The following is a 22,825-nucleotide window of genomic DNA, read 5'->3' on the forward strand; positions in this document are numbered from 1 at the left end:
ACAGTAGCTCAGTTGGTAGAGCAATCGGCTGTTAACCGATCGGTCGCAGGTTCGAGTCCTGCCTGTGGAGCCATTTTTTTATTTGAAAGGCTTTGCTGCCGCTTTAGCTCAGTTGGTAGAGCACTTCCATGGTAAGGAAGGGGTCGTCGGTTCAAATCCGACAAGTGGCTTAATATAATAGTTTATACTTTGGATGTTTCGCTAGTATGCGAAGCTTTTTTTATTTGCCTAAAAATATAAAACACCTTATCCAACACCTTATTTGCTAGATTTATCAAAATTTACGAATGTTTATGTTCATAAAGAATAATTATACGGTTTTATTCAATTTGTTTTTAGAATAAATGTTAAGTAATTCAATAAAATATTAGTTTGTGCTTGATTTAATATGGTTAAAGTGGAAAATGTAAGTGTTGATGGAGAAGAATATGACTTAACTATTGATGGTTATAAAAATATGAAGGAGGGAGAAGAATATACTCTTTTTATAAGGAAAAGTAGGTCGGGTGATAATTATGTATTAACCAATGCTGTATTGAGTAAGTATCCTGTTGAAAAAGTGAGTGATCGTGATTTGTTTCTTGAAGGGGATGAGAACATGGGAGGAACGGTTGATATGAAAGCTACGTATAAAGAGATTTATCAGGATGTTTTAAATGAATATAATTAAATTCTGGTTTCGGGTACTATAATGGGATAAAAGCCTTATCTTGAATCGGGAGTATAAATAGATTATACTAAGGGTATAATGATAGGACGGATGGGGTGTTTTTTTGAAGGAGAAGAAGCAGCGGATTATTAAGTCGGCTAAGGAAGTATTTCAAAAGCAAGGGTATTTGAAAACGTCTGTGCAGGATATGGTTGATGCAGCTGGGATTTCTAAAGGGACTTTTTATAATTATTTTACTTCGAAAGAGGAACTGGCAATTGTGATTTTTAAGCAGGAGTATTCGGTTTTGCATCAGCGTTTGGAGTATACGATGGCGCAGGATGGGACGAAGAAGGATAATTTTACGGAGTGTTTGAAGATTATTATTCATTTTTATACGGAGAATGGGGAGATATTGAATATTACTTTTTCCCAGACGATGATTGATGATGATTTTAATGCGTTTTTGCAGAATGTGCGACTGAAAAATATGGAATGGGTCAAAAATCAGTTATTAGAGGTTTATGGGAAGGAAACGGAACCGTATATAAATGATATTACGATGTTGCTTAGTGGCATGGCGGCGATGTATGTCTTTGCTAGTGGTAGCAAGAATGTTAACTCGGGATTAATTGAGCGGGCGATTCCTTATGTTGTAAGAAGGCTTGATGCGCTTGTTAAGGATATTTTGGAGAGTGGCGAGATTGTGTTTACGGAAGCGGACACAGAAAATCTAGTGCCGGACCAAACGATGATCCGAAATAAGCGTTTAGCTAAACTAAGAGAAGCGCTTGAGGAACTTAATGTTGGGATTGAAAATGCGGATATTGCTGATTCGGACAAATGGCAGTATAAGGAATCGATGAATGCGCTTGTTGGTGAGATTAATAATAATGAGGCGCCTAGAGATTTTATGGTACAAGGGACATTGTTATATTTAAAGCAGCATGTGCCAGCAAGTTTAACGAAAGAAGTAAATAAATTAGAAGCTTGTGTGAACGGGCTTTTATAATAATTAGACCGGCTAGTCACTTTTTGTTGACTTGTCGGTATTTTTTTATTATACTTCTATTATTCATCTGGAAATTTCCACATGGGAAGGGGTATTAATTTTGAATAGTACAGCAGTAGAACGGCCCGTTGATGTTAATGGGAAGTCGTATAGTAGAAGTTTATTAGTAGTAACAATGATTATTGGGGCATTTGTAGCGATTTTGAATCAGACGTTACTTGCAACAGCGCTTCCAATGATTATGGATGATTTGCATATTACAGCAGCAACTGGGCAATGGTTAACGACAGCTTTCTTGCTGACAAATGGGATTATGATTCCGATTACAGCACTTTTAATTGAAAAAATTAGTTCGAAAACGTTATTTATTACGGCGATGACTGTATTTACAATTGGTACAATTATTGCGTCAGTGGCGGGGTCTTTCCCGGTATTACTTACAGGTCGTATTGTTCAGGCGGCTGGTGCGGGGATTATGATGCCATTACTGCAAACAATCTTCTTGCTGATTTTCCCTCGTGAAAAACGTGGGGCAGCAATGGGGCTGATGGGACTCGTTATTGCGTTTGCTCCAGCAATTGGGCCGACTTTGTCTGGTTGGATTGTGGATTCGTATGACTGGCGTGTGTTATTCCTTATTTTAATTCCAATCGCGGTTATTGATATTATTTTAGCGTTCTTTGGAATGAAAAAAGTAGTGAAATTAACTGATACAAAAATTGATTTTCTTTCGATTGTAATGTCTTCAATTGGTTTTGGGTCACTTCTTTATGGATTTAGCTCAGCGGGGAATGATGGCTGGGGAGATGCGACGGTTATTACGATGTTGATTATTGGTGTCGTTGTTATTGGCCTATTTGTATGGCGTCAACTAGTTATTGATAATCCGATGCTTGAGCTGCATGTGTTTAAATATCCAGTATTTTCATTGTCAGTTGTTCTTGGTTCGATTGTAACAATGGCGATGATTGGTGCGGAGATTGTGTTACCACTTTATATTCAAACAATTCGCGGGGAGTCGGCGCTTCAATCAGGTCTGTTATTACTTCCGGGTGCGATTATTATGGGGATAATGAGTCCGATTACGGGTATTATTTTCGATAAAATTGGGGCAAAATGGCTGACGATTACCGGGGTTACTATTTTGACTATCGGTACAATTCCATTTATGTTCTTAACGATGGATACGCCACTTTGGTATATCGTTGTGTTTTATGCAGTGAGGTTCTTCGGGATTTCGATGGCGATGATGCCGGTTTCGACTGCGGGTATGAATGCACTTCCTAACCACTTGATTAATCACGGTTCGGCAGTGAATAATACGATTCGTCAAATTGCTGGTTCGATTGGGACTGCGGTACTTATTACTGTTTTAACGAATGTGACGAAAGATAATATGCCAGGTAAGGCGCTTATGGCGACGGACCCAGCTAGTTTTGCTCAAAAGGCACAAGATGCTAGTTTGGACGGAATGCGTGCGGCGTTTATGGTTGCAGCAATTTTCGCGGCTATTGGGATGATTTTAAGTCTATTCCTTAAAAATAAAAAACAAGAACCAATCGTTAAAGAATATACGAAATAAAAAATGAAACAGGGTCAAAAATCCAATTTGGACGATTGACCCTGTTTTTTATGCTTTTTTAAGGGTGACTTTCCAGCTGGTGCCGGTGCCGACTGAATAAGCATCTACGAACGAACCTTGATTGATGCCGAGGCCAAGGTTGTCGAGTGAGTTGACATAGATGAGTGGTTCACCGATGCGCAGGTCTGCGAATGAACGACTGTAGGTAACGAAATTTTTATAAACGATGCGGTCGTGGTGTTTGATTAGGACTTCAATCGAATCGCCGTAGTTGGCGCCGAGCTCAAGGAAATCGGTCCGACGAATATTTGTCCAAAGGTTGCCAAATGGGCGGTCGATAATATCAATCGTGCCAAAAGCTTGCTCGCCTTCTAAATAGGAATCGCTTAAACTCAGCGAGACAATGGATTCTGGTGTGGCTGCGGGGCCAATATCTTCAAAGTTAATCACGCCAGCAGCAAGTCTGGCCGCCGTATAGGCAAAAATATCACGACCATGAAAGGTATGAGACGCGCCAGATTTTGGAAGCCGATTTTTTTCTTCATCGATCAGACGAACTTCTTTAATCGTTCCGTAATGTGCGATATGAGTTAAAGTGCCGTTGTCGGGTGTGATAATATAATGCCCCTCCTCTGTTAAAACGGCTACACTACGGCGCTTCGAACCCACGCCAGGATCGACAATCGAGACAAAAATCGTATTTTCAGGCCAGTAAGTCACGGTTTGTAGTAAACGATAAGATGCCTCCCAAATATTATATTGAGGAATTCGATGTGTTAAATCGTATATTTGCAAATCAATACTAACACTGTTAATCACGCCATACATTGCACTAACTGCACCATCGCTAATACCAAAATCGGACTGTAAAACAAGTAGCTGTTTTGTCATTTTAAATTCCTCCATTTTCAACAATTTAGGGTAAAATAAAACTCGCCCTTTTCCAAAAAAATATCTTGGAATAAGGGCGAGAAAATTTCACGCGGTACCACCTTAATTTATTTCCAGTTCATACTGAAAACCTCAAATGAGCATTTATGTACAATACTCACGGCGTTTGATAACGGACGCCAAATCCGTTGCAGCTTACTTATTTTCAGCGGCACAACTCAGAGGCCATTTTCGGACATAGTTCTTTGTTCCTTTTCAGCAATCGGAACTCTCTTTTGGAAAAAACGAATGTCGTACTTTTCTCGTCGTAGCTTTGTAATAAAGAATACAGAAAAATTGGATAAGTGTCAATGAATTCAATATCCTTGTGAGGAAAATCGCATAGTGGCGCTGTTTGAGAACGATTATCATCTGCCGTATTACTGTGATTTTTAGGGAAGAACTGTTATAATATAAGCGAAAAATGGAAACGCTTTCTCTATATAGGAGGTAATGTGATGGGCGCAAAAGTATCGGTGCAAATTAATGGCGTGGCGCGGGATGTGGTGGAAGGAACGCGAATACTGGACTATTTAAATGCAGAAGGAATACAGCATCCGCATATTTGTTATAGTGAGCAAATTGGGCCAATTCAATCTTGTGATACGTGTATGTGCGAGGTTGACGGGGAACTTGTGCGGGCGTGCAGCACGAATCTGACAGACGGGATGGAAATTAAAACTAATTCAGAACTGGCGAAAGATGCGCAATTAGAAGCGATGGACCGGATTTTGGAGAATCATTTACTGTATTGTACGGTTTGTGATAATAATAATGGCAACTGCAAAGTACATAATACGACGGAATTGCTTGGTGTGGAAAAACAAGAACGACCTTACCGTGAAAAAGGGTATCTGAATGATTTTTCGCATCCGTTTTACCGTTATGATCCGGATCAGTGTATTCTTTGTGGGCGCTGTGTGGAGGCGTGTCAGCAAGTGCAGGTGAATGAGACGCTTTCGATTGATTGGGAGCGTAGTCAGCCGCGGGTTATTTGGGATGATGATCGTCCGGCGAATTTATCGTCATGTGTTTCTTGTGGACTTTGTGCAACAGTGTGTCCTTGTAATGCGTTGATGGAAAAATCAATGCTCGGCCAAGCCGGCTTTATGACGGGGTTAGATGAAGATATGCTAGAACCGATGATTGATATGGTGAAAAAAGTGGAGCCGAATTATCAAACCGTTTTTGCTGTGTCGGAAATGGAAGCGGCGATGCGGGAAACGCGGACGAAAAAAACGAAGACGGTTTGTACTTTCTGCGGGGTTGGTTGTACGTTTGAGGTGTGGACGAAGGACCGTAAAATTTTGAAAGTCGAGCCAACTGGGGAAGGTCCGGTGAACAAATTTGCGACGTGTGTGAAAGGGAAATTTGGTTGGGATTTTGTTAATAGTGAAAAACGGATTACGACGCCGCTCATTCGTGAGGGTGATGAGTTTGTGCCGGCGAGTTGGGAAGATGCGATTCAGTTAGTTGCAACTAAACTACGGGAAATTCAGGCTAAGTATGGTAATGATGCGCTTGGATTTATTAGTTCGTCTAAAACAACCAATGAAGAGAATTATTTGATGCAAAAATTGGCGCGGCAGGTTTTTGAAACGAATAACATTGATAATTGTTCGCGTTATTGTCAGGCGCCAGCTTCGGATGGGCTGACTCGGACGGTTGGGATTGGTGCGGATTCGGGGACGGTGGAAGATATTGAATCAGCGGGACTTGTGATTATTGTTGGTGCATCTCCGGCTGATGGGCATCCGGTACTTGCTAGCAGAATCAAACGAGCACAGAAGACTCGCGGTCAAAAGCTGATTGTTTCTGATTTGCGAAAACATGAAATGGCGGAACGTTCGGATTTGTTTATTCATCCAAAACAAGGAACTGACTTTGTTTGGTTGACAGCAGTTACTAAATATATGATTGATCAGGGATGGCATGATGAGGTCTTTATGGAAAATCGGATTAGCAATGTAGCGGATTATCTAGCATTTTTAGAACCATTTACACTTGCTTATGCAGAAAGCGAAACGGGGCTACCTGTTGAAACGTTGAAATTAGTGGCGCAGATGATTCATGAAGCGGATGGAACGGCGGTTTGTTGGGGAATGGGTGTTACGCAAAATATTGCTGGATCGCACACATCATCGGCGATTGCGAATTTGCTTCTTGTCACTGGGAACTTCGGAAGACACGGTGCGGGCGCTTATCCGCTTAGAGGGCATAATAATGTGCAAGGTGCTTGCGATATGGGGTCACTACCTAACGTTCTCCCAGGAATTCAGCCGCTTGGAAATGATGAAGTTCGCGCACGTTTTGAAGAAGCTTATGGGGTATCAATTTCACCAGAACCAGGTCTGAAAAATAATGAAATGCTCGATGCGATTGAGGCGGGAACGCTCCATTCTATGTATGTAATTGGTGAGGAAATGGCTTGGGTAGACTCTAACTCGAATCATGTCCAAGAAATTCTCGCCAGTCTTGATTTCTTTGTTGTTCAAGATGTATTTTTGTCGAAAACAGCGCAGTTTGCGGATGTTGTTTTCCCGGCTGCTCCTTCTCTTGAAAAAGAAGGGACGTTTACGAATACAGAGCGTCGCGTGCAACGACTTTATGAGGTGTTAGAGCCGCTTGGAGATTCGAAGCCAGACTGGTGGATTATTCAAGAAGTGGCGAGAGCGTGTGGAAGAACGGACTGGAATTATGATCATCCAAGCGAAATAATGGATGAAATTGCTAGCTTGGCGCCATTTTTCGCAGGGGTTCGTTATGACCGGATGCAAGGTTTTAATAGCCTTGTATGGCCAGTGAGCGCGGATGGCAAAGATATGCCATTGCTTTATGAAGAACGATTTAATTTTCCAGATGGCAAAGCGCAATTTTCGACGTTGCCGTATATCGCGCCGATTACTTTCCCGGAAGAATATAATTTAACACTGAATAACGGGCGGTTGTTGGAGCAGTTCCATGAGGGGAATTTGACGGATAAATCGAAAGGCTTGGATTATAAATTGCCGGAAGTGTTTGTGGAAGTGTCGCATGAATTAGCGAAAGAACGTGATATCGAAAGTGGTTCACTCGTCCGTTTGAGTTCACCGTATGGACGTATTAAGTTGCGGGCGGTTGTGACTGAGCGGATGAAAGGGCATGAGGTATACGTGCCGATGCATTCTGTGAGTAGCGAAACTGCGGTCAATTTGCTGACTTCAAGTGCTGGAGATGTTCGGACGAAAACGCCGGCCTATAAACAAACTAAAGTGAACCTAACTGTGCTTGAAAAAACTGGGAAAAACCCGCTTCCTGATCACAACCCACGCAATCGTAAAAGGTTCCCGCAAAATGGGGCCGAGGTGGAGCGCAAGTGGTCGAGAGAAGATTACCAGCCAATTTCTAAAGTGAACTGCGCTTGTGGTGGTAACTGTGGCTGCGGCGGGAAAGGGAGGAATCACTGATGGCAGAACCAATTTCAACGATTCGTGATACAAAAAAGACCCCAGAAGAACTGGAACAAGAACGTTTAGAACAAATGAAAGCGGATATTGCTGAACAAGATTCTGGTTTTATGGAAATTTTAGAAACGGTAAAATTGCTGCAAGAGTCGGGTGCGCTTGAGGCTTTGAATAGCGCGATAAAGGCTCGCGGGGATATTACGAAAACATTTTTGAATGAGTGGCGTAAGGAACCGATGACGAATGCGATTAATAATATGATGATTTCGAGCAAGCTGTTGACCGATACGAAACCAGAGCAAACCGAAGAAATGATAGCCAATTTAAAAAATGCGGCGAAAAAAGCAGAGGAAAGCGCGAAAAACGATGAAATCATGGGAATGTTAGCAATGATGAAGGCGCTGAAAGACCCTGATATCAATCGCGCGCTCCGGTATGGCATGACCTTTTTAAAAGAAGTTGGGCAAACGTTAAAATAAGTAGACGAAACAGCGAGACTTTATGGTATCGCTGTTTCGGTTTAGAGAGGAGAGGGTTTTGATGGATATTGTATCGCGCCAAAAAATCCGCCGTTTTGAAGCTGGCATTTTCCAAGAAATCGAATCAAGCGTGGCGACCGAGTATCCGCTAACTATCTACGTCAACGACCAAGAACTCGTGACCATCGTTTGCACGCCAGAATATCTGGGAGATTTAGTTGTAGGCTTTCTGACCTCGGAAGGCATCATTCGCGGTCCGGAAGACATCGAATCCGTGGATATCATCGAAGCAACTGGACACGCCAAGGTTAGCGCCAATTTTGTCAATAAATTCAACGCCAAGTATCGCGGTAAGCGTTACATCACCTCATGTTGCGGCAAATCGCGCGAGAATTTCTATTTTCAATCAGATGCCTCACTCGTCAACGTAAAGCAAAACTCGAGTTTAAAACTGACAACCAACCAGATTTTCCAATTAATGGACAAATTCGAACAAAATTCCGCAACATTTCATCAAACTGGCGGCGTTCATAATGCGGCGCTTTGCAGTTCAGCGGAAATTATTTATAGCCGAATGGACATCGGGCGGCATAACGCACTTGATAAAATATACGGTCGCGCCTTGCAAGATGGGACAGCGACCGAAGATAAAGCAATTATTTTTAGCGGGCGAATCTCGTCGGAAATCCTCGTTAAAACAGCCAAATTAGGTTGCGGAATTATTTTATCCCGTTCCGCCCCAACCGAACTAGCGATTAATATGGCCGAAGAACTCAACATCACAACAGTTGGCTTCATTCGCGGCGATCGATTAAACGTCTATTCCGGATTTGAACGAATCACGTAACTTTGATATGATGCAGTAAAATAGGATAAGTAAGGTGAGTAGAAAGATGAAACAAATTTTAGTAGTAGATGATGATCGACACATATTGAAACTCGTGGGACACTATCTCCGCGCAGAAGGATTTCGCGTCCTAGAGGCAAATGATGGCGTGGAAGCCGAGCAAATAGTCGAAACCGAGCAAGTTCATTTGGCGGTGATTGATGTGATGATGCCGAATATGGACGGCTTCGAGCTTTGCCAAAAAATGCGCGCAAGCTATCCGGATATCCCGGTAATTATGCTAACTGCCAAGGACGCACTGGCAGATAAATCGCGCGGTTTTGAAGTGGGAACTGATGATTATGTCACCAAACCCTTCGAACCACAAGAGCTAGTTTTCCGAATTCGCGCCTTGCTCAGACGTTCCAACCAAGCAAGTGAAGTGAAAATCCATATCGGAAACATTACCATCGACCAAAAAAGCTATGGCATAAAAATCGGCAACCAAGAACGGATGATTCCCGTGAAAGAATTTGAGCTATTATATCAACTAGCGAGCTACCCCGGACGCATTTTCACTCGTGAAGAATTAATTGAACGGATTTGGCAACGCGACTATGACGGCAGTGACCGGACAGTGGATGTACATATTAAACGTTTGCGCGATCATTTTGACGAGGCAAAGGACGGGATTCGGATTGTTACCGTGCGAGGCGTTGGTTATAAATTGGAGGAGACAACATGAAATCGCTATACAGTCGAATCGTTATCACGATGCTCGTCGTCATTCTTTCCAGCAGCCTGCTCGGATTTTTCTTTGCCAACATTTATTACCAAATACAATTAAAGCCCTTCAATGACGAAAAAACTACTAAAATAGCGAAAGAAGTCCAACAATTTTATCAATCCAATGCAACGATTTCTCTGGACGAATATTTGGATAATGTGGGAGAACTCGGATACGAACTATACCTCACCGACGGAGCAGCAAACGCAACTTATTTCGGCGGAGAATTTCGTAAAAAAGATTTACCCGACAAAACCATCCAACAAGTGCTGAACGGCGAAACTTACCACGGCATCGACACGTTCAATACCGGCATTTTTATTACGGGATTTTTTGATAATGATATCCGCAATACTATTGGTGTTCCGGTCGAAACAGACGGCAAACAACTGGCACTTTTCATACGGCAAGACCCAGAACAGCAATTTGGTGAACTCCGCATCTTTTTCGCAATGATCTTGATTTTCACATCCATCATCAGTATTCTGTTTGTCCTCATTAGTGGCAGATATATTGTTCAACCAGTCGTGAAACTGACTAATGCAACTCGGAAAATTCGTAAAGGCAATTACGATGTAGCGCTCGAAGTTCGTCGTAAAGATGAGATTGGTCAGCTGGCAGCCTCATTTGCGAAAATGGCAAGTGAACTCGAAAAATCAGAAGCCGCCCGCCAAGAATTTGTCGCCAACGTCTCTCATGAACTGCAATCACCGCTAACATCAATGCAAGGTTTTGCAAGACTCCTAGGCTCAGGAACGCTAACAGAAAAAGAACAAGCAGAGTATTTGACCGTGTTATCCGAAGAAACAACACGTTTATCCTCCCTGACGAAACAATTGCTCACGCTAGCCTCACTCGACCAAGAATCGGAATTACGAAAAAAAGAACCAGTCCGCTTAGCCGAACAATGGCGCCAATTAATTCAAATGACCGAATGGAGTTGGCGGGAAAAAGAACTAACAATAAACCTAGACTTAGCAGATGTAAACTACACTGGTGATGCCGAACTACTCTATCAAGTATGGTCCAATTTATTAACCAACGCGATTAAATTTACACCACCTGGCGGGAATATCCAAATTCGGCTTCACGAAGATACAACGAACATTCTTGTAGAAGTGCAAGACAGCGGAATAGGTATTAGCAAACCAGAACTTGCGAAGATTTTTGACCGTTTTTACAAAGCGAACCAAAGCCGCACTCGTGAAGAAGGTTCCAGTGGTTTAGGTTTATCAATTTGCCAAAAAATCATCACATTACACCACGGCGAAATCTCAGTTGAGAGTAATCATGGCACAACTTTCATCGTCAAACTACCAAAAAACTAAATTTGTAAAATCCGATTCACATTCCGTTTACAAAACTTCTTTAAACTAAGTGTAAGATCTTAGAAGGAGTTGAACGGAATGTTTTTGGCATTAAGAGAATTAAAACACGCAAAATTACGCTATATTTTAATCGGATTAATTATGGTACTAATCGCATGGCTCGTTTTGTTTGTAACAGGTCTGGCAAATGGACTGGCAAACGACAACGGAGCAGCGATTTCATCAAACAAAGCGACTTATTATGTACTGCAGAAAGACTCAGATAATCGGCTAACGAGATCCAATTTAACCGCTGCAGAAACAGAAAAAGTAGCGAAACAACTGAAAAAATCAGAAAGCACCAACCTAGGCGTGCAAATGGGGACAATTACCCCACCAAATAAAGACAAAAAAACAGACATTACCTATTTTGGCATAGATAAAACGGGCTTCATGAAACCGACCATCTCAGAAGGGACAGCGCCACAACAAACAAAAGAAGTAGTCGCTGATATTTCTTTGAAAGAGTCTGGCTATAAATTAGGAAGCAAGCTGAAAGACAGCGCAACCGGAGAAACATTCACGATTACTGCTTTTACAAAAAATAATACATTCAGCCATTCACCAGTTATTTTCGTTGGTTGGAATGCGTGGAAACTAGTTCACCAAACAAACCAGGCCACAGAAGGCGAATATAACGCGGTCGCACTAAATGTATCGCAAAGCACCGCCGAAAACTTATCACTTGGCTCGCTGGAACTTTCATCCAGTAAAGAAGTGCTGCAAGGTATTCCCGGCTATTCAGAAGAACAAGGCTCCTTACTTATGATGATTGCCTTTTTATTTGTAATCGCCGCATTTGTTTTAGCTGCATTTTTCTACGTTATTACGATTCAAAAAATCAACCAATTTGGCATTTTAAAAGCAGTGGGCGCACGAACAGCCTATTTAGCGCGAAGCATCGTCACCCAAGTTGTTTTCCTATCCGTCGTAAGCTTACTCATTGGTAATGGCTTAACATTTGGTCTTGCGGCAATTTTACCAGCGAGCATGCCATTCACACTTAGCCCAATACTCGCAGTCGGCTGCTCCGCCTTATTCCTTGTTGTAGCAGTCATCGGATCAATGTTATCACTCTACCGTGTAGCCAAAGTGGACGCGCTAGAAGCAATTGGGAGGGCAAACTAATGACATTAATGATGAAAAATATATCTAAAAATTATCAAGATGGCGAGCAAGTCATCGAAGTATTGAAAAACGTATCTTTAGAAGTGGCACAAGGTGAATTCGTTGCTATCGTCGGCCCATCCGGCGCAGGGAAAAGTACTTTTTTATCCATCGCAGGTGCTTTATTATCCCCGACAGAAGGCGAAATTGCGATTGGCGGAAAAACGCTAAACAACCTTACAAGCAAAGACCTAACAAAAGTCCGGCTCGATAAAATTGGCTTTATTTTCCAAGGTGCCAACTTAATCCCGTATTTAAACGTCCGCGATCAATTACTCGTGATTGCAGAACTATCCGGCGAAAAAGGGCGAGTTGCGAAAGACAAAGCAGATAAATTACTTCAAGAATTAGGCTTAAGCGCCCGCCAAAACAATTATCCAGAAAGTTTATCAGGAGGCGAAAAACAACGCGTTGCCATTGCTAGAGCATTGATGAATGACCCTGACATTATTTTAGCAGACGAACCAACCGCAAGCCTTGACGCAAACCGAGGCCATAAAGTAGTCCAAATGATTGCAGACGAAGTAAAACGCAAAAACAAAGCAGCTATTATGGTTACGCACGATGAACGAGTTTTAGACTTAGTTGACCGCGTGATTCGGATTGAGGATGGCTATTTGAAGGATTAAAAAAAGTTTGGCCCCGCGCACGAGGGCCAAACTTTTTTATTGTTTTTTAAGCGGCGAAGAAGAAATAATCAGCTATTTTTCAAACAAAGTAATAAAATAGTACGCAAAAATATGCCGTATTAAGCCATTTTCCACAAAATAGCTTATTTTGTCATAAAATAGACACAAAAAACCTCTATTTAAGTCTAATCTTATCACTCGCGAATAGGTGCTTTAAGGATATAATCTTATTTGTGATTAAATGAGGGACATCTTTTACATAAATGGTAGGTGTTTTTTTATTTTAAGCGATTAATGCACATAAAATATAATTTTTTATACATCTAGGAGGAAAATCGTGAAAAGAAAAATAAGTTTAATTATTGTAGCAGGGGTCATTCTTTTTCAAGCTTTAAATGTATCTCCCTTGAATATATGGGCTGTTGAAGGTGAGGAAAGTACGGGGAATGAAGAAACAGTTAGCAATATGCAAAATGTGATTATGCATTCTAATGGGCGAGTTACAGTCTATCCCCGTGAAGTAGGTTCTTCAATTCCTGTACCAGCAAGACCAGACAAAGAAGGGCACACTTTTGTCGGGTGGTTTGAAGAGCCAACTGGTGGAAACCCGTGGAATTTTGACACTCCAATGCCAGCAACCGAAGTGAATCTATACGCTCAATTTAGAATTAATAGCTACATAGCTACATTAATCTCAGAAGAAAGAACAGCCACGCAAAATGTGGTCTACCAAGAAACTGTAAATGAGCCAACGAAGCCAAAGAAAGAAGGCTATACGTTTACAGGTTGGTATGACGCAGAAACAGGCGGCCAAAAATGGGATTTCGCAACAGATAAAATGCCTGGAAAGAATATGACTTTATATGCCCAGTTTAGAGCTAATGCTTTCCCTGTCAACTTTACAACAGAAGGCACAGCTACTACGCAAATAGTGGATTACCCAGGTGTCATTAAAGAACCAACTGCTCCAACCAAAGTAGGCTATAAGTTTATGGGTTGGTATGATGCAGAAACAGGTGGAAATAAATGGGATTTCCAAAGCCCAATGCAAGCAAACGAAGTAACCTTATATGCTCAGTTTAGCCTTGCTAGCTATACTGCTACATTAAACGTAGAAGATACAACTACTACGCAAACAGCTAATTACGAAGGTCTATTAGAAGAACCAGCTGCACCAACCAAAGATGGCTACACCTTTACAGGTTGGTATGACGCAAAAACAGGTGGCCAAAAATGGGACTTCCAAACAAATAAAATGCCAGCAAAAGATGTAACATTATATGCTCAATTCAGTAAAAATGCAGAGAATAATGTTGGAAATCCAGCACAACCAGCACAGCCGATTCAACCAATTGCTGGCGCGGCGGCTGCTCCAGCAAATACAACAGCAGATCCTAAAGCAGATCCTGCAAAAGCAAACCAACTAAGTAAAAAGCTACCATTAACAGGTAACCAAGAAAACGTCTTATATTTATTAAGCGGATTGTTACTTATTGGAGGAGCATTACTAATTTTCAAGAAGAATACTGCTAAATAATACGTAGAACATTAAAAGCTGAGTTTGGCCATTATGGACATGCTCGGCTTTTTGTTTATATTTTGATGCAATGTGCCAAGAGATATAAGACTATTTTTCTTGTTTTGGTACTTAATGTATCAAGCGGGAATTTTTTTGAGAAAGCAGGAAAAGGTGATTTAAATACAATTATAGCTATACCACTTAGTTATAAACCTTTTGATAGTAAAGGGTTTCGACCTATACGAGAGGATTTCCCTTTTTATAAAGAACCGTAAATCATTTAAAACCTCAAAACTTTACATTCACAAATAAGACACAATTAGAATGAATATAGTTTATTTAGGTCTATTTTTAGTATTTGCAAAAAAGGTTTTACAGATATAATACTAATGTGAGTTCATGTGCGTACCTTCAATTGAATTTAATTAGGTACGCTTTTTTATGGAAACTTATATATTTAATTAGCAACTTTGATAAGGAGGACAATCGTGAAAAGAAAAGTAGGATTTATTATTGCAGCAGGAATGATTCTTTTCCAATCATTTAATGCGTATCCTTTAGCAGCCTTGGCTTCGGAAAACGAAGAAAAGCCTAAAGAAGCAACACCCCAAAAAGTAGGTAATTTAAAAGCGACTCTACCACAAGGGAGCACGTACCAATCATTGTTCCCTGATGAAGCTTTAGCTCTAGCTGTTGTAAAAGCAGCAACTGGTTCTGAAAACACTTCATTAGTAGTAACGCAAGCAGACTTGAATAAAGTTACAACGTTAACAGCTGTATCTAAAGGTATTACTAATTTGGCAGGTATTGAGTATCTGACTCAATTAACTAGCCTAGACTTAAGGTTGAATCAAATTACTAATTTCACTTTAAAAGGTACAAACGTTTTACCGGAATTAACAAGCATTAATTTAACTGGTAATGATTTAACGAAAATTGATATTCAAGATCAACCTAAACTAACTAAAGTTGCTACTGATACACAAGGTTCAGCAGAGTTAACAGAGGTAGTTTTAAAAAATCTTCCAGCGTTGAAACAAGCGGGAACTTTTGCTGATGGTGGATTAGATATTATTAATTTCGCCACAACGCCTACATTAACTAAAGTTACTTTAGAGAACTTACCAGCGATGACGGATATAATCGAACTAAATGGCTGTGGAATCACAGAACTTAGCGTGAAAAATTTGGCAGAAGCTAAAAGTGTAAACCTATTTGGTAACAAAGTGACTACGTTAGCAGGTCTGGAAAACTTACCAAACCTGACAAATATTTATGCTAGTAAAAATGAATTAACTGAATTAGAATCGTTGAAATCTTTCCCGAATATGACTGGTATTTCTGTAAATAACAACCATATCAGCGTATTGCCAGAGAACTTAACAACAAAAGCGCCTCTATTGGATGTTATTAATGCAACAAATCAAACAGTTACATTGTCTGAAAAAGCAGGAGCAGGTAAAATAGTTTTTGACAACGAAATCAAAAACTTTGGACAATCTGCTACACCGAAGAACATTTCCAATCAAGGAGTTTACACTAACAACCAATTTAAGTGGAATGCAGAAAATCTTGAAGGTGTAACTACTGTAGATTTTGAGTTTGATGATTATGTCACCAATCCAGCAATTCAAGGAACTTTCTCCGGTAAAGTAACTGTACCAGTGAAAATTGTTGATTTGCCAGTAATTACAGCAAATGCTGAAATGAGCTATGATAAAAATGCGAGTGTAACAGAAGCTCAATTTTTAGCAAGTGTTTCTGCAACTGCAACAGAAGGAGCAACAATCACTTCTGATTTCAGAACTGCAGTAGATTTCACAAAAGCTGGAAGTTATGAAGTAACATTAAATGCTAAAAATACTGCTGGCTATGAAGCTGAACCAGTGAAAGTAACAGTTCGTGTTGCTAAATCACCAGCTCCTGTAATTACAGCTAATGCAGAAATTAGTTACATGCAGTTTGCTAACATCACTGCTGCAAATTTCCTAAGTAGCATACAAGCTACAACAAATGATAGTTCAGTAATTACAACTAATTTAGATACAGTTGTAGACTGGAATGTAGTAGGAGATTATGTAGTAACATTGAACTCTACAAATGGAGATGGCGTTGCCGCAACTCCGGTAACCGTAACTGTTCGCGTTACTCAAGCTCCAGCACCACAAATGGCTAACGTTACTTTTGATATTGATGATGTACAAACAACAGAAGCTATTGTAGTAGAAGGATTAATCACTGAACCAGCGGCACCAACAAAAGAAGGTTACACTTTCGAAGGTTGGTTTGATGCGAAAACAGGCGGAAACAAATGGAACTTCGCAACGAGCAAAATGCCTGCAGCAGGAGTAACTTTATACGCACAATTTAGCGAAGATGCAGCGGAAGATCCGAATGATGATGACGGTAATGACGATGGTACAGATGTAAATGTTGTACCTGTTGTAACTGAAAACAATGGTGATCCAACTGATCCAACAGCATCAAATGACTGTAACGGTACTGATGATGACAGCAATAAAACTACTGGTAAACAACCAGCAACAGGAGACAGCCAAAACATGCTGTTCTTACTAGCAGGACTATTACTTGTAGGTGTGTCATTCCGTATCTTTAAAAAAGCTTATAGCAAATAATACAATAAAAAAGATGGCCTCTATTTTATAGAAGCCATCTTTTTTTGCATTTAATTTTTTAGTAAAGCTACTTCAATTGGTATCGCTAAAAATCCAGGCACGTTCATTTTAAACCGTTTATAATGCGCTGTCGCATTATGTAGTTGAATAGCAGTTTCATCCGCCCACTTTTCTAAAAGATAGAAGGTGGATGGGTTACTCACCGAGCGAACCAATTCGTAGCCGTGATTTCCAGTTTCTTTTAGCGACCCTTGGACAACTAAGTCCACTTCTGTTAAAAATACTTCTATTAAATCGGGCTTTACTTGGATTTTCGCTTCAATGTGTAACAACTGCCATTCCTCCTATTTATAGTCTAATTTGATAAGTGTTTCGTCTGTTTTGAATTCTTCTAAAAACCAGTGAGTCTTCTCAATACTTTTCGTTGTTTCATGTAACGTTTGGTGAACTGCGCCTTTTCCAACTTGAACATCTTCAATGTAGGCTTTTGCGTTCCCTGGCATAAAGAGTCTTGTTGCGAGTGAGCTGTTTGTTGGAACAACGCCATCAGTTGGATTATCGTCGCTGAGTGCGCCTGCGATAGCAAGTACTTCGAGATTGGGATTAATATCATGTTGCTTTTCCATAAAGTAATCTAATTGCGCAGTACTATTAGGCAATTGTTTAAATGTTAAATCTTTCCCATTATCGTTAGGATCTAAATCGTTAAAAGGTGACCCGATTGCGACTATTTTACGTAAAGTAGGTACAGTTTCGTCTTTGCCATAATCTTCAGCAAAGTAAGTTAGTGCTAAACCGCCGTTTGAGTGACCAACCCCGTCCATTTGCGTGAAGCCGTAGCGGTCTTTTAAATCAACCATCGCGATTTTTAACCACTGGGACCAATCGTCTGGCGTTGCTTGGTTTTGGTCGAAAGCAAATTTGATAATTGGACGTTTAGCATCTTTCGTCAATTCACCTTGGTAGGTAATATCGCCGTCCGCGCTAATCGACATCGACATCGCTTCGTTTGAACTTTTATATTCGTTCATCAGTTGGTCTGCCATTTCGTCAAGGGAATGTGTGTCGCCACCGCTCCCATGAATTAAAATAATCGGTATTTGATCTTTTAAATCTACCTTAGGAGGCGAAGAGTTTTCAGCCTCTTTGTCATTTTGGCAAGCACTAAGTAGTAGCGTACCAAAAAGCAAAATCATGATCGTAATAAAATATTTCTTCACTAACTATCTTCCTCCATTCCAAATTATTATACCAAAAATCGGCGTGACAATCATATAAATTTCGTCTATAATCGAGATACATAATGACGGAATTTTAGAAGGGTGCGAAAACTATTGGCAAATCTAGCAATTGACACAGTTATTACAGACATGGACGGAACATTACTTGTAAAAAAAGGAGACCAAATTCATCCGCTAAACAAAGAAGTTTTAATGGATTGGCAAGCGGCTGGCAAGAAACTTTTCCTAGCGACGGGCCGATTGGACTTAGCGATATTACCGTTTATCAACGAACTAAAAATTAAAACACCGGTTATTTCCTGTAATGGCGGTTTAGTACGTGATTTTACGACCGGAGAAATTTTATATAAAAGCAACATCGAGCTGGATTTGGTACATACAATTTTAAATACGCTTGAACCACTTGGCGTAAATTACCATATTTATACAACTGAACGAATTATCGGACCAACTAATACTGGCAAAATTGCCTTTTTCAATGAATTAAATAAAACATTACCGGAAAATGAACAAGTTCCGATTACATTAACTACTGACCCATTCAGCTTACTGCGTGAAGGTGAATTCCCGCTGAAAGTGCTAGTTATTGAATCCGACTTAGACAAACGAGCAGAAATCAAAGCTGCATTACAAGGTCTTCCGCTTTCCGTTCTAGCGTCTGCCTCGAATTTAATTGATATTATGAACGAAGGCATTGATAAGGCAAAAGGGCTGGCGTATCTTGCTGAAAATGGCTATATCAATCTCGACACAACGATTGCTTTTGGTGATAATGAAAATGATGTCGGCATGATTGAATTAGCAAAAATCGGCGTAGCGATGGAAAATGGGATTCCGCTTGCTCTAGAAAAAGCAGACAAAATTGCTAAACATCACGATATCGGCGGACTAGGATTATTTATGCAAGAAGAAATTTTATAAAAAACAGACCCCTTTAGATGCTGAACTAAAGGGGTTTTCTTTGTGGATTTGAAAGTTTTTCAGAAGATGGGTTGCACTCAAAATGTATATATGCTAATATATGCATATAAAGAAAATAGGTATTCACAGAGGGGAAGTAATCATATGGCACATAACCACGATCACGCACATGGGCACAATCATAATCATGCGCATAATGCCAACAAAAAATCATTATTTATTAGTTTTATCTTAATCGCTACATTTATGGTAGTGGAAGTTATTGGCGGAATTATGACCAATAGTTTGGCATTACTTTCTGATGCAGGACATATGCTTTCAGATGCTGTTGCGCTGGGATTAAGTTTAGCTGCATTTAAATTCGGGGAAAAAGCAGCAAGTTCTGATAAAACATACGGCTATAAACGTTTTGAAATTTTAGCTGCATTTTTAAACGGGTTGACGCTCGTTGGGATTTCTGTTTTCATTTTCTACGAAGCAATCGGTCGTTTCTTTGATCCACCGCAAGTAATCGGAGCGGGAATGATGACTATTTCAGTTATCGGGTTGCTTATTAATATTTTAGTTGCTTGGATTTTAATGAAAGGTGATACAAGCGAAAATTTAAATATGCGGAGTGCTTTCTTGCATGTGCTTGGTGATTTGCTTGGTTCTGTTGGTGCGATTATTGCGGCCTTACTAATCATCTTCCTAGGATGGTACATCGCTGATCCGATTGCCAGTGTTATCGTTGCGGCGCTAATTCTAGTTAGTGGCTGGCGCGTGTTGAAAGATGCCATTCATATTTTGATGGAAGGTAAACCAGCTAACGTGGATACAGAAGAAATAAAAACTTTCTTCCAAGAGCAAGACGGTGTAAAAGAAGTACATGATTTACACGTGTGGGCAATCACTTCTGATTTTAACGCTCTTACAGCTCATTTGACCGTAAGTGAAGATGCTGACCGGGATAAAATTTTAGCGGATATTGAGCATTATTTGCAAGAAAATTTCTCTTTAGAACATAGTACGATTCAGCTTGAAGGAAATCATGCTCACCATCATCACTGCAATTAATGCCGCTTCATGATATGATGAATGTATCAATTAGAGGAGTTGGTTTAGATGGAAGAACAAGTTGATTTAGGTCATTTTTTGAAAAAAGCTTTTATCGCTATAGTTGCTCTAACCTTAGTATTTATCGGGGTTCTAGCAATGTTCACAATCATCGGTGTTATTATTGCTATCCCACTACTAAAAAAAGCGGCCAACATGCTGCTGACTAAAAAAGAAGATAGCGACCATACTCATTCCCACGGTGGTAAATTAAAAATAAAATGTCCAGCCTGTCATGCGAAAATGAAATTCAAAGACAGCGAATTGCTCGACGAAAAATAAGTTTTAAAGCCTTCTCGGTAAAATGGAGAAGGCTTTTTTATTTAAATGTGCATTATTTTAAGAAATTCGGGAAAAGGAAACGAGAGGTGTTGTCAAATGAAAGCAGTAGGATTAACGAAAGCATCAACTGACTTTATGGATATAGAAATCGCTCAGCCGGAACCTGGAAGTCATGATTTATTAGTGGAAATCAAAGCAATTTCGATTAATCCAGTCGATACAAAACAACGCGAAGCAACTAAAATTAGCGGAGATGAAGTGCGAATTTTAGGTTGGGACGCAGTTGGAGAAGTAGTGGAGATTGGTTCAGACGTGACTTTATTTAAAACTGGGCAAGAGGTTTATTTCGCTGGTGACGTCACAAGGCCTGGAGCGTATGCTGAATTCACTTTAATTGATGAACGGCTAGTTGGTGTGAAACCACGTAGTTTAAGCGTAGAAGAGGCTGCTGCGATGCCACTGACAACTATCACGGCATGGGAAGCGCTTTTTGAACGTTTGGGGATTGTGGAAGAGGATAGCGGGAAATCGATTTTAATTATTAATGGGGCTGGTGGCGTTGGTTCGATTGCCACACAACTAGCCGCAAACATCGGTCTCGAAGTCATCGCCACAGCGTCACGCCCGGAAACGATAGAATGGACGAAGAGGCACGGTGCGCACCATGTCATTAATCACCGTGAAAATCTAACAAAACAACTGAAAAAGCTTGGTTACGAAAAAGGTGTCGATTTTATTTTATGTTTGCATAATACAAATGCTCACTGGGATGATATGCAAGAATCAATTTGCCCGCAAGGAAAAATTTGCTCGATTGTCGAACTTGCGGAACCTGTGAAAATGTCCCTTTTAAAAGATAAGAGTGCTACGTTCAGCTATGAATTTATGTTTACTCGCTCGAAATATAATACAGATGATAAAGTAAAACAACATGAAATTCTAACGAAGGCCGCGCATATGCTAGATGGAGGCACGTTGCAGACGACATTAAATAAGGTTTTGTCCCCAATTAATGCGGCAACGATAGAAGAAGCTCACCAAATGATCTCATCCGGAAAAATGATTGGTAAATTAGTAGTGAAAGGATTTGAGTGATTATGAGTGGAAAACAAGTTGCGCTATATATCGCTGTTAGCTTGGATGGTTATATTGCCGATGAAAATGGTAGTGTGGAATGGCTAGAGTCAATTGATAGCGAAGGCGACGCGGGTTATGAAGCTTTCTTTGATAACGTGGATACAGTTGTGATGGGCCGAACCACGTATCAACAAATTTTCTCGCTCACTGACACATTCCCTTATAGCAAAAAAGATGTCTACGTTTTTTCCAACACAAAAGCTGGCACAAAAGACGAATACGCGGACTTTGTAGCCGGAACCGTAGACACTTGGCTAAATAACATCGACGGCGAAAAAATTTGGCTTGTAGGCGGCGCGCAGTTAGTGAAGCAATTTTTAAAAGAAAGGGCGATTGATCGATTCGTCATAACGATTGCGCCAATTATTTTAGGAAAAGGTATTCCGTTGTTCGAGGAAGACAGGGAGCATGCGTTAGAACTAGAAGAAGTAACACGTTTCGGCCAGTTTGCCCAATTAACTTATAGAAACTTGGAGGAAAGCTAAATGAAAATTGCAGCTTTTGATATTGACGCGCAAAAGGGCTTTACGCCACTTTGTCCGGATGAATTGCCGGTTCCGGGTGGGGATAAAATCGTTCCAGAGCTAAATTTTATGGCGAGTCTTGCGTCACTTCGAATTGGAAGCAAAGACGCGCACCCGCAAAATGCCGTTTGGGTAGTTGACTCAAAAGATGAAATGTTAGCTGAACTTAAGTATCCCAATGCGGACCTTACTTGGGTGAGGCACTGCGAACCTGGGACGAAAGGCTTTGAATTACTAGACGGTTTGCCAGTTGTGACGGATTATGATTACTTTATTTGGAAAGGCATGGAGCCAGATATTCATCCGTATGGCGCCTGTTATCATGATATCGTTGAACAGCTTTCGACCGGAGTACTCGAATATTTGCGGGAACAAAAAGTAGATTTAGTGCTTGTTGGAGGTTTAGCATTTGATTTTTGCGTGAAAACTACAGTTACACAGTTAAGTAGGGCAGGCTTTTCTGTATTAGTTTATTTACCAGCGACACGTGCATTATCTGAACAAGGTTTTGATGAAACGAAAGAGCAATTAGCGAATACGGAGAAAGTGCAACTTATCGAAACAAGGGAGGAACTTGTCGCCTACTGCCAGTAATTATA

The 22,825-nt window shown here is 40.5% G+C and carries 19 protein-coding genes, 1 tRNA gene, 3 pseudogenes and 1 other annotated feature; of the genes and pseudogenes, 20 read left to right on the forward strand and 3 right to left on the reverse strand.

Annotated elements, in window-relative coordinates; genetic code table 11:
• The first annotated feature begins 97 nt into the window (after positions 1-97).
• From HCB49_RS12115 to mdrT, 4 genes and pseudogenes are all read left to right on the forward strand, one after another.
• A tRNA-Thr gene (locus HCB49_RS12115) sits at positions 98-170 on the forward strand.
• Positions 171-397: 227 nt separating this feature from the next.
• Positions 398-670, forward strand: a pseudogene (locus HCB49_RS12120) (hypothetical protein); the annotation flags it as partial.
• 103 nt (positions 671-773) lie between these two features.
• Entirely contained in the window at positions 774-1,661 is an 888-nt protein-coding gene (brtA, locus tag HCB49_RS12125; protein WP_185481175.1) for a bile-regulated transcriptional regulator BrtA, read from the forward strand.
• Between the two features lie 100 nt (positions 1,662-1,761).
• Complete coding sequence (gene mdrT / locus HCB49_RS12130; protein ID WP_185605093.1) at positions 1,762-3,243, forward strand: cholic acid efflux MFS transporter MdrT; 1,482 nt, start codon at positions 1,762-1,764, stop codon at positions 3,241-3,243.
• 48 nt (positions 3,244-3,291) lie between these two features.
• Here mdrT and HCB49_RS12135 read toward each other — a convergent pair whose 3' ends face one another.
• Positions 3,292-4,134, reverse strand: coding sequence for an SAM hydrolase/SAM-dependent halogenase family protein (locus HCB49_RS12135; protein ID WP_185605094.1), 843 nt, complete (start codon positions 4,132-4,134; stop codon positions 3,292-3,294).
• A gap of 69 nt (positions 4,135-4,203) precedes the next feature.
• Positions 4,204-4,452 (reverse strand) — a binding site (T-box leader).
• A gap of 179 nt (positions 4,453-4,631) precedes the next feature.
• Between HCB49_RS12135 and fdhF the strand changes: the two genes are divergently transcribed.
• From fdhF to HCB49_RS12180, 10 genes and pseudogenes are all read left to right on the forward strand, one after another.
• Positions 4,632-7,619, forward strand: coding sequence for a formate dehydrogenase subunit alpha (gene fdhF / locus HCB49_RS12140; RefSeq protein ID WP_185605095.1), 2,988 nt, complete (start codon positions 4,632-4,634; stop codon positions 7,617-7,619).
• On the forward strand, positions 7,619-8,095 hold the full coding sequence (locus HCB49_RS12145; RefSeq protein WP_008948822.1) for a helical membrane plugin domain-containing protein: 477 nt from the start codon (positions 7,619-7,621) through the stop codon (positions 8,093-8,095). Before fdhF ends, HCB49_RS12145 begins: the two co-directional genes overlap by 1 nt.
• A 61-nt stretch (positions 8,096-8,156) precedes the next feature.
• Positions 8,157-8,942, forward strand: a complete 786-nt coding sequence (fdhD, locus tag HCB49_RS12150; protein ID WP_185605096.1) for a formate dehydrogenase accessory sulfurtransferase FdhD — start codon at positions 8,157-8,159, stop codon at positions 8,940-8,942.
• A gap of 46 nt (positions 8,943-8,988) precedes the next feature.
• The gene (locus tag HCB49_RS12155; protein ID WP_185605097.1) at positions 8,989-9,666 is read left to right on the forward strand and encodes a response regulator transcription factor; all 678 of its coding nucleotides are present in this window, start codon (positions 8,989-8,991) and stop codon (positions 9,664-9,666) included.
• Positions 9,663-11,036 (forward strand): sensor histidine kinase, encoded by a 1,374-nt coding sequence (locus tag HCB49_RS12160; protein ID WP_185605098.1) that lies wholly within the window; start codon positions 9,663-9,665, stop codon positions 11,034-11,036. Before HCB49_RS12155 ends, HCB49_RS12160 begins: the two co-directional genes overlap by 4 nt.
• 78 nt (positions 11,037-11,114) lie before the next feature.
• Complete coding sequence (locus HCB49_RS12165) at positions 11,115-12,203, forward strand: ABC transporter permease (RefSeq protein WP_185605099.1); 1,089 nt, start codon at positions 11,115-11,117, stop codon at positions 12,201-12,203.
• Entirely contained in the window at positions 12,203-12,871 is a 669-nt protein-coding gene (locus HCB49_RS12170) for an ABC transporter ATP-binding protein (RefSeq protein WP_185573823.1), read from the forward strand. The genes HCB49_RS12165 and HCB49_RS12170 overlap by 1 nt, the downstream gene beginning before the upstream one ends.
• A 481-nt stretch (positions 12,872-13,352) precedes the next feature.
• Positions 13,353-14,195 (forward strand): annotated as a pseudogene (locus HCB49_RS14435) (InlB B-repeat-containing protein); the annotation flags it as partial.
• A 117-nt stretch (positions 14,196-14,312) separates the two neighbouring features.
• Positions 14,313-14,408: pseudogene (locus HCB49_RS14465) on the forward strand (LPXTG cell wall anchor domain-containing protein); the annotation flags it as partial.
• A gap of 470 nt (positions 14,409-14,878) precedes the next feature.
• Positions 14,879-17,026 carry a LapB repeat-containing protein gene (locus HCB49_RS12180; protein WP_185605100.1) on the forward strand — a complete coding sequence of 716 codons (2,148 nt, stop codon included), beginning with the start codon at positions 14,879-14,881 and terminating at the stop codon, positions 17,024-17,026.
• A gap of 50 nt (positions 17,027-17,076) precedes the next feature.
• Here the strand turns inward: HCB49_RS12180 and HCB49_RS12185 are convergent, their stop codons facing one another.
• Both HCB49_RS12185 and HCB49_RS12190 read right to left on the reverse strand, forming a co-directional pair.
• Positions 17,077-17,358 (reverse strand): putative quinol monooxygenase, encoded by a 282-nt coding sequence (locus HCB49_RS12185; protein WP_185605101.1) that lies wholly within the window; start codon positions 17,356-17,358, stop codon positions 17,077-17,079.
• Positions 17,359-17,370: 12 nt separating this feature from the next.
• Positions 17,371-18,246, reverse strand: a complete 876-nt coding sequence (locus HCB49_RS12190; protein ID WP_185557653.1) for an alpha/beta hydrolase — start codon at positions 18,244-18,246, stop codon at positions 17,371-17,373.
• Positions 18,247-18,360: 114 nt separating this feature from the next.
• Between HCB49_RS12190 and HCB49_RS12195 the strand changes: the two genes are divergently transcribed.
• From HCB49_RS12195 to HCB49_RS12220, 6 genes are all read left to right on the forward strand, one after another.
• Entirely contained in the window at positions 18,361-19,188 is an 828-nt protein-coding gene (locus tag HCB49_RS12195) for a Cof-type HAD-IIB family hydrolase (RefSeq protein WP_185605102.1), read from the forward strand.
• A 144-nt stretch (positions 19,189-19,332) separates the two neighbouring features.
• Positions 19,333-20,244 (forward strand): cation diffusion facilitator family transporter, encoded by a 912-nt coding sequence (locus tag HCB49_RS12200; protein WP_185605103.1) that lies wholly within the window; start codon positions 19,333-19,335, stop codon positions 20,242-20,244.
• 48 nt (positions 20,245-20,292) lie between these two features.
• Positions 20,293-20,565, forward strand: a complete 273-nt coding sequence (locus tag HCB49_RS12205) for a hypothetical protein (RefSeq protein ID WP_185481160.1) — start codon at positions 20,293-20,295, stop codon at positions 20,563-20,565.
• A 96-nt stretch (positions 20,566-20,661) separates the two neighbouring features.
• Entirely contained in the window at positions 20,662-21,660 is a 999-nt protein-coding gene (locus HCB49_RS12210; RefSeq protein WP_185605104.1) for a zinc-binding alcohol dehydrogenase family protein, read from the forward strand.
• A 2-nt stretch (positions 21,661-21,662) separates the two neighbouring features.
• Positions 21,663-22,187 (forward strand): dihydrofolate reductase family protein, encoded by a 525-nt coding sequence (locus HCB49_RS12215; protein ID WP_185605105.1) that lies wholly within the window; start codon positions 21,663-21,665, stop codon positions 22,185-22,187.
• A complete protein-coding gene (locus HCB49_RS12220) occupies positions 22,188-22,820 on the forward strand; it encodes a nicotinamidase (protein ID WP_008948806.1) in 633 nt (210 codons plus the stop codon).
• The last annotated feature ends 5 nt before the right edge of the window (positions 22,821-22,825 follow it).

Source organism: Listeria cossartiae subsp. cayugensis, from assembly GCF_014229095.1.
Lineage (GTDB): Bacteria > Bacillota > Bacilli > Lactobacillales > Listeriaceae > Listeria > Listeria cayugensis.

Excerpts from the sequence above, each read along its gene's own strand:
- HCB49_RS12165 (WP_185605099.1), top strand. The coding sequence starts at position 11,115 with ATGTTTTTGGCATTAAGAGAATTAAAACACGCAAAATTACGCTATATT.
- HCB49_RS12205 (WP_185481160.1), top strand. The coding sequence starts at position 20,293 with ATGGAAGAACAAGTTGATTTAGGTCATTTTTTGAAAAAAGCTTTTATC.
- HCB49_RS12170 (WP_185573823.1), top strand. The coding sequence starts at position 12,203 with ATGACATTAATGATGAAAAATATATCTAAAAATTATCAAGATGGCGAG.
- HCB49_RS12160 (WP_185605098.1), top strand. The coding sequence starts at position 9,663 with ATGAAATCGCTATACAGTCGAATCGTTATCACGATGCTCGTCGTCATT.
- HCB49_RS12155 (WP_185605097.1), top strand. The coding sequence starts at position 8,989 with ATGAAACAAATTTTAGTAGTAGATGATGATCGACACATATTGAAACTC.
- HCB49_RS12135 (WP_185605094.1), bottom strand. The coding sequence starts at position 4,134 with ATGACAAAACAGCTACTTGTTTTACAGTCCGATTTTGGTATTAGCGAT.
- HCB49_RS12145 (WP_008948822.1), top strand. The coding sequence starts at position 7,619 with ATGGCAGAACCAATTTCAACGATTCGTGATACAAAAAAGACCCCAGAA.
- HCB49_RS12215 (WP_185605105.1), top strand. The coding sequence starts at position 21,663 with ATGAGTGGAAAACAAGTTGCGCTATATATCGCTGTTAGCTTGGATGGT.
- fdhD (WP_185605096.1), top strand. The coding sequence starts at position 8,157 with ATGGATATTGTATCGCGCCAAAAAATCCGCCGTTTTGAAGCTGGCATT.
- HCB49_RS12220 (WP_008948806.1), top strand. The coding sequence starts at position 22,188 with ATGAAAATTGCAGCTTTTGATATTGACGCGCAAAAGGGCTTTACGCCA.
- HCB49_RS12210 (WP_185605104.1), top strand. The coding sequence starts at position 20,662 with ATGAAAGCAGTAGGATTAACGAAAGCATCAACTGACTTTATGGATATA.
- HCB49_RS12200 (WP_185605103.1), top strand. The coding sequence starts at position 19,333 with ATGGCACATAACCACGATCACGCACATGGGCACAATCATAATCATGCG.
- fdhF (WP_185605095.1), top strand. The coding sequence starts at position 4,632 with ATGGGCGCAAAAGTATCGGTGCAAATTAATGGCGTGGCGCGGGATGTG.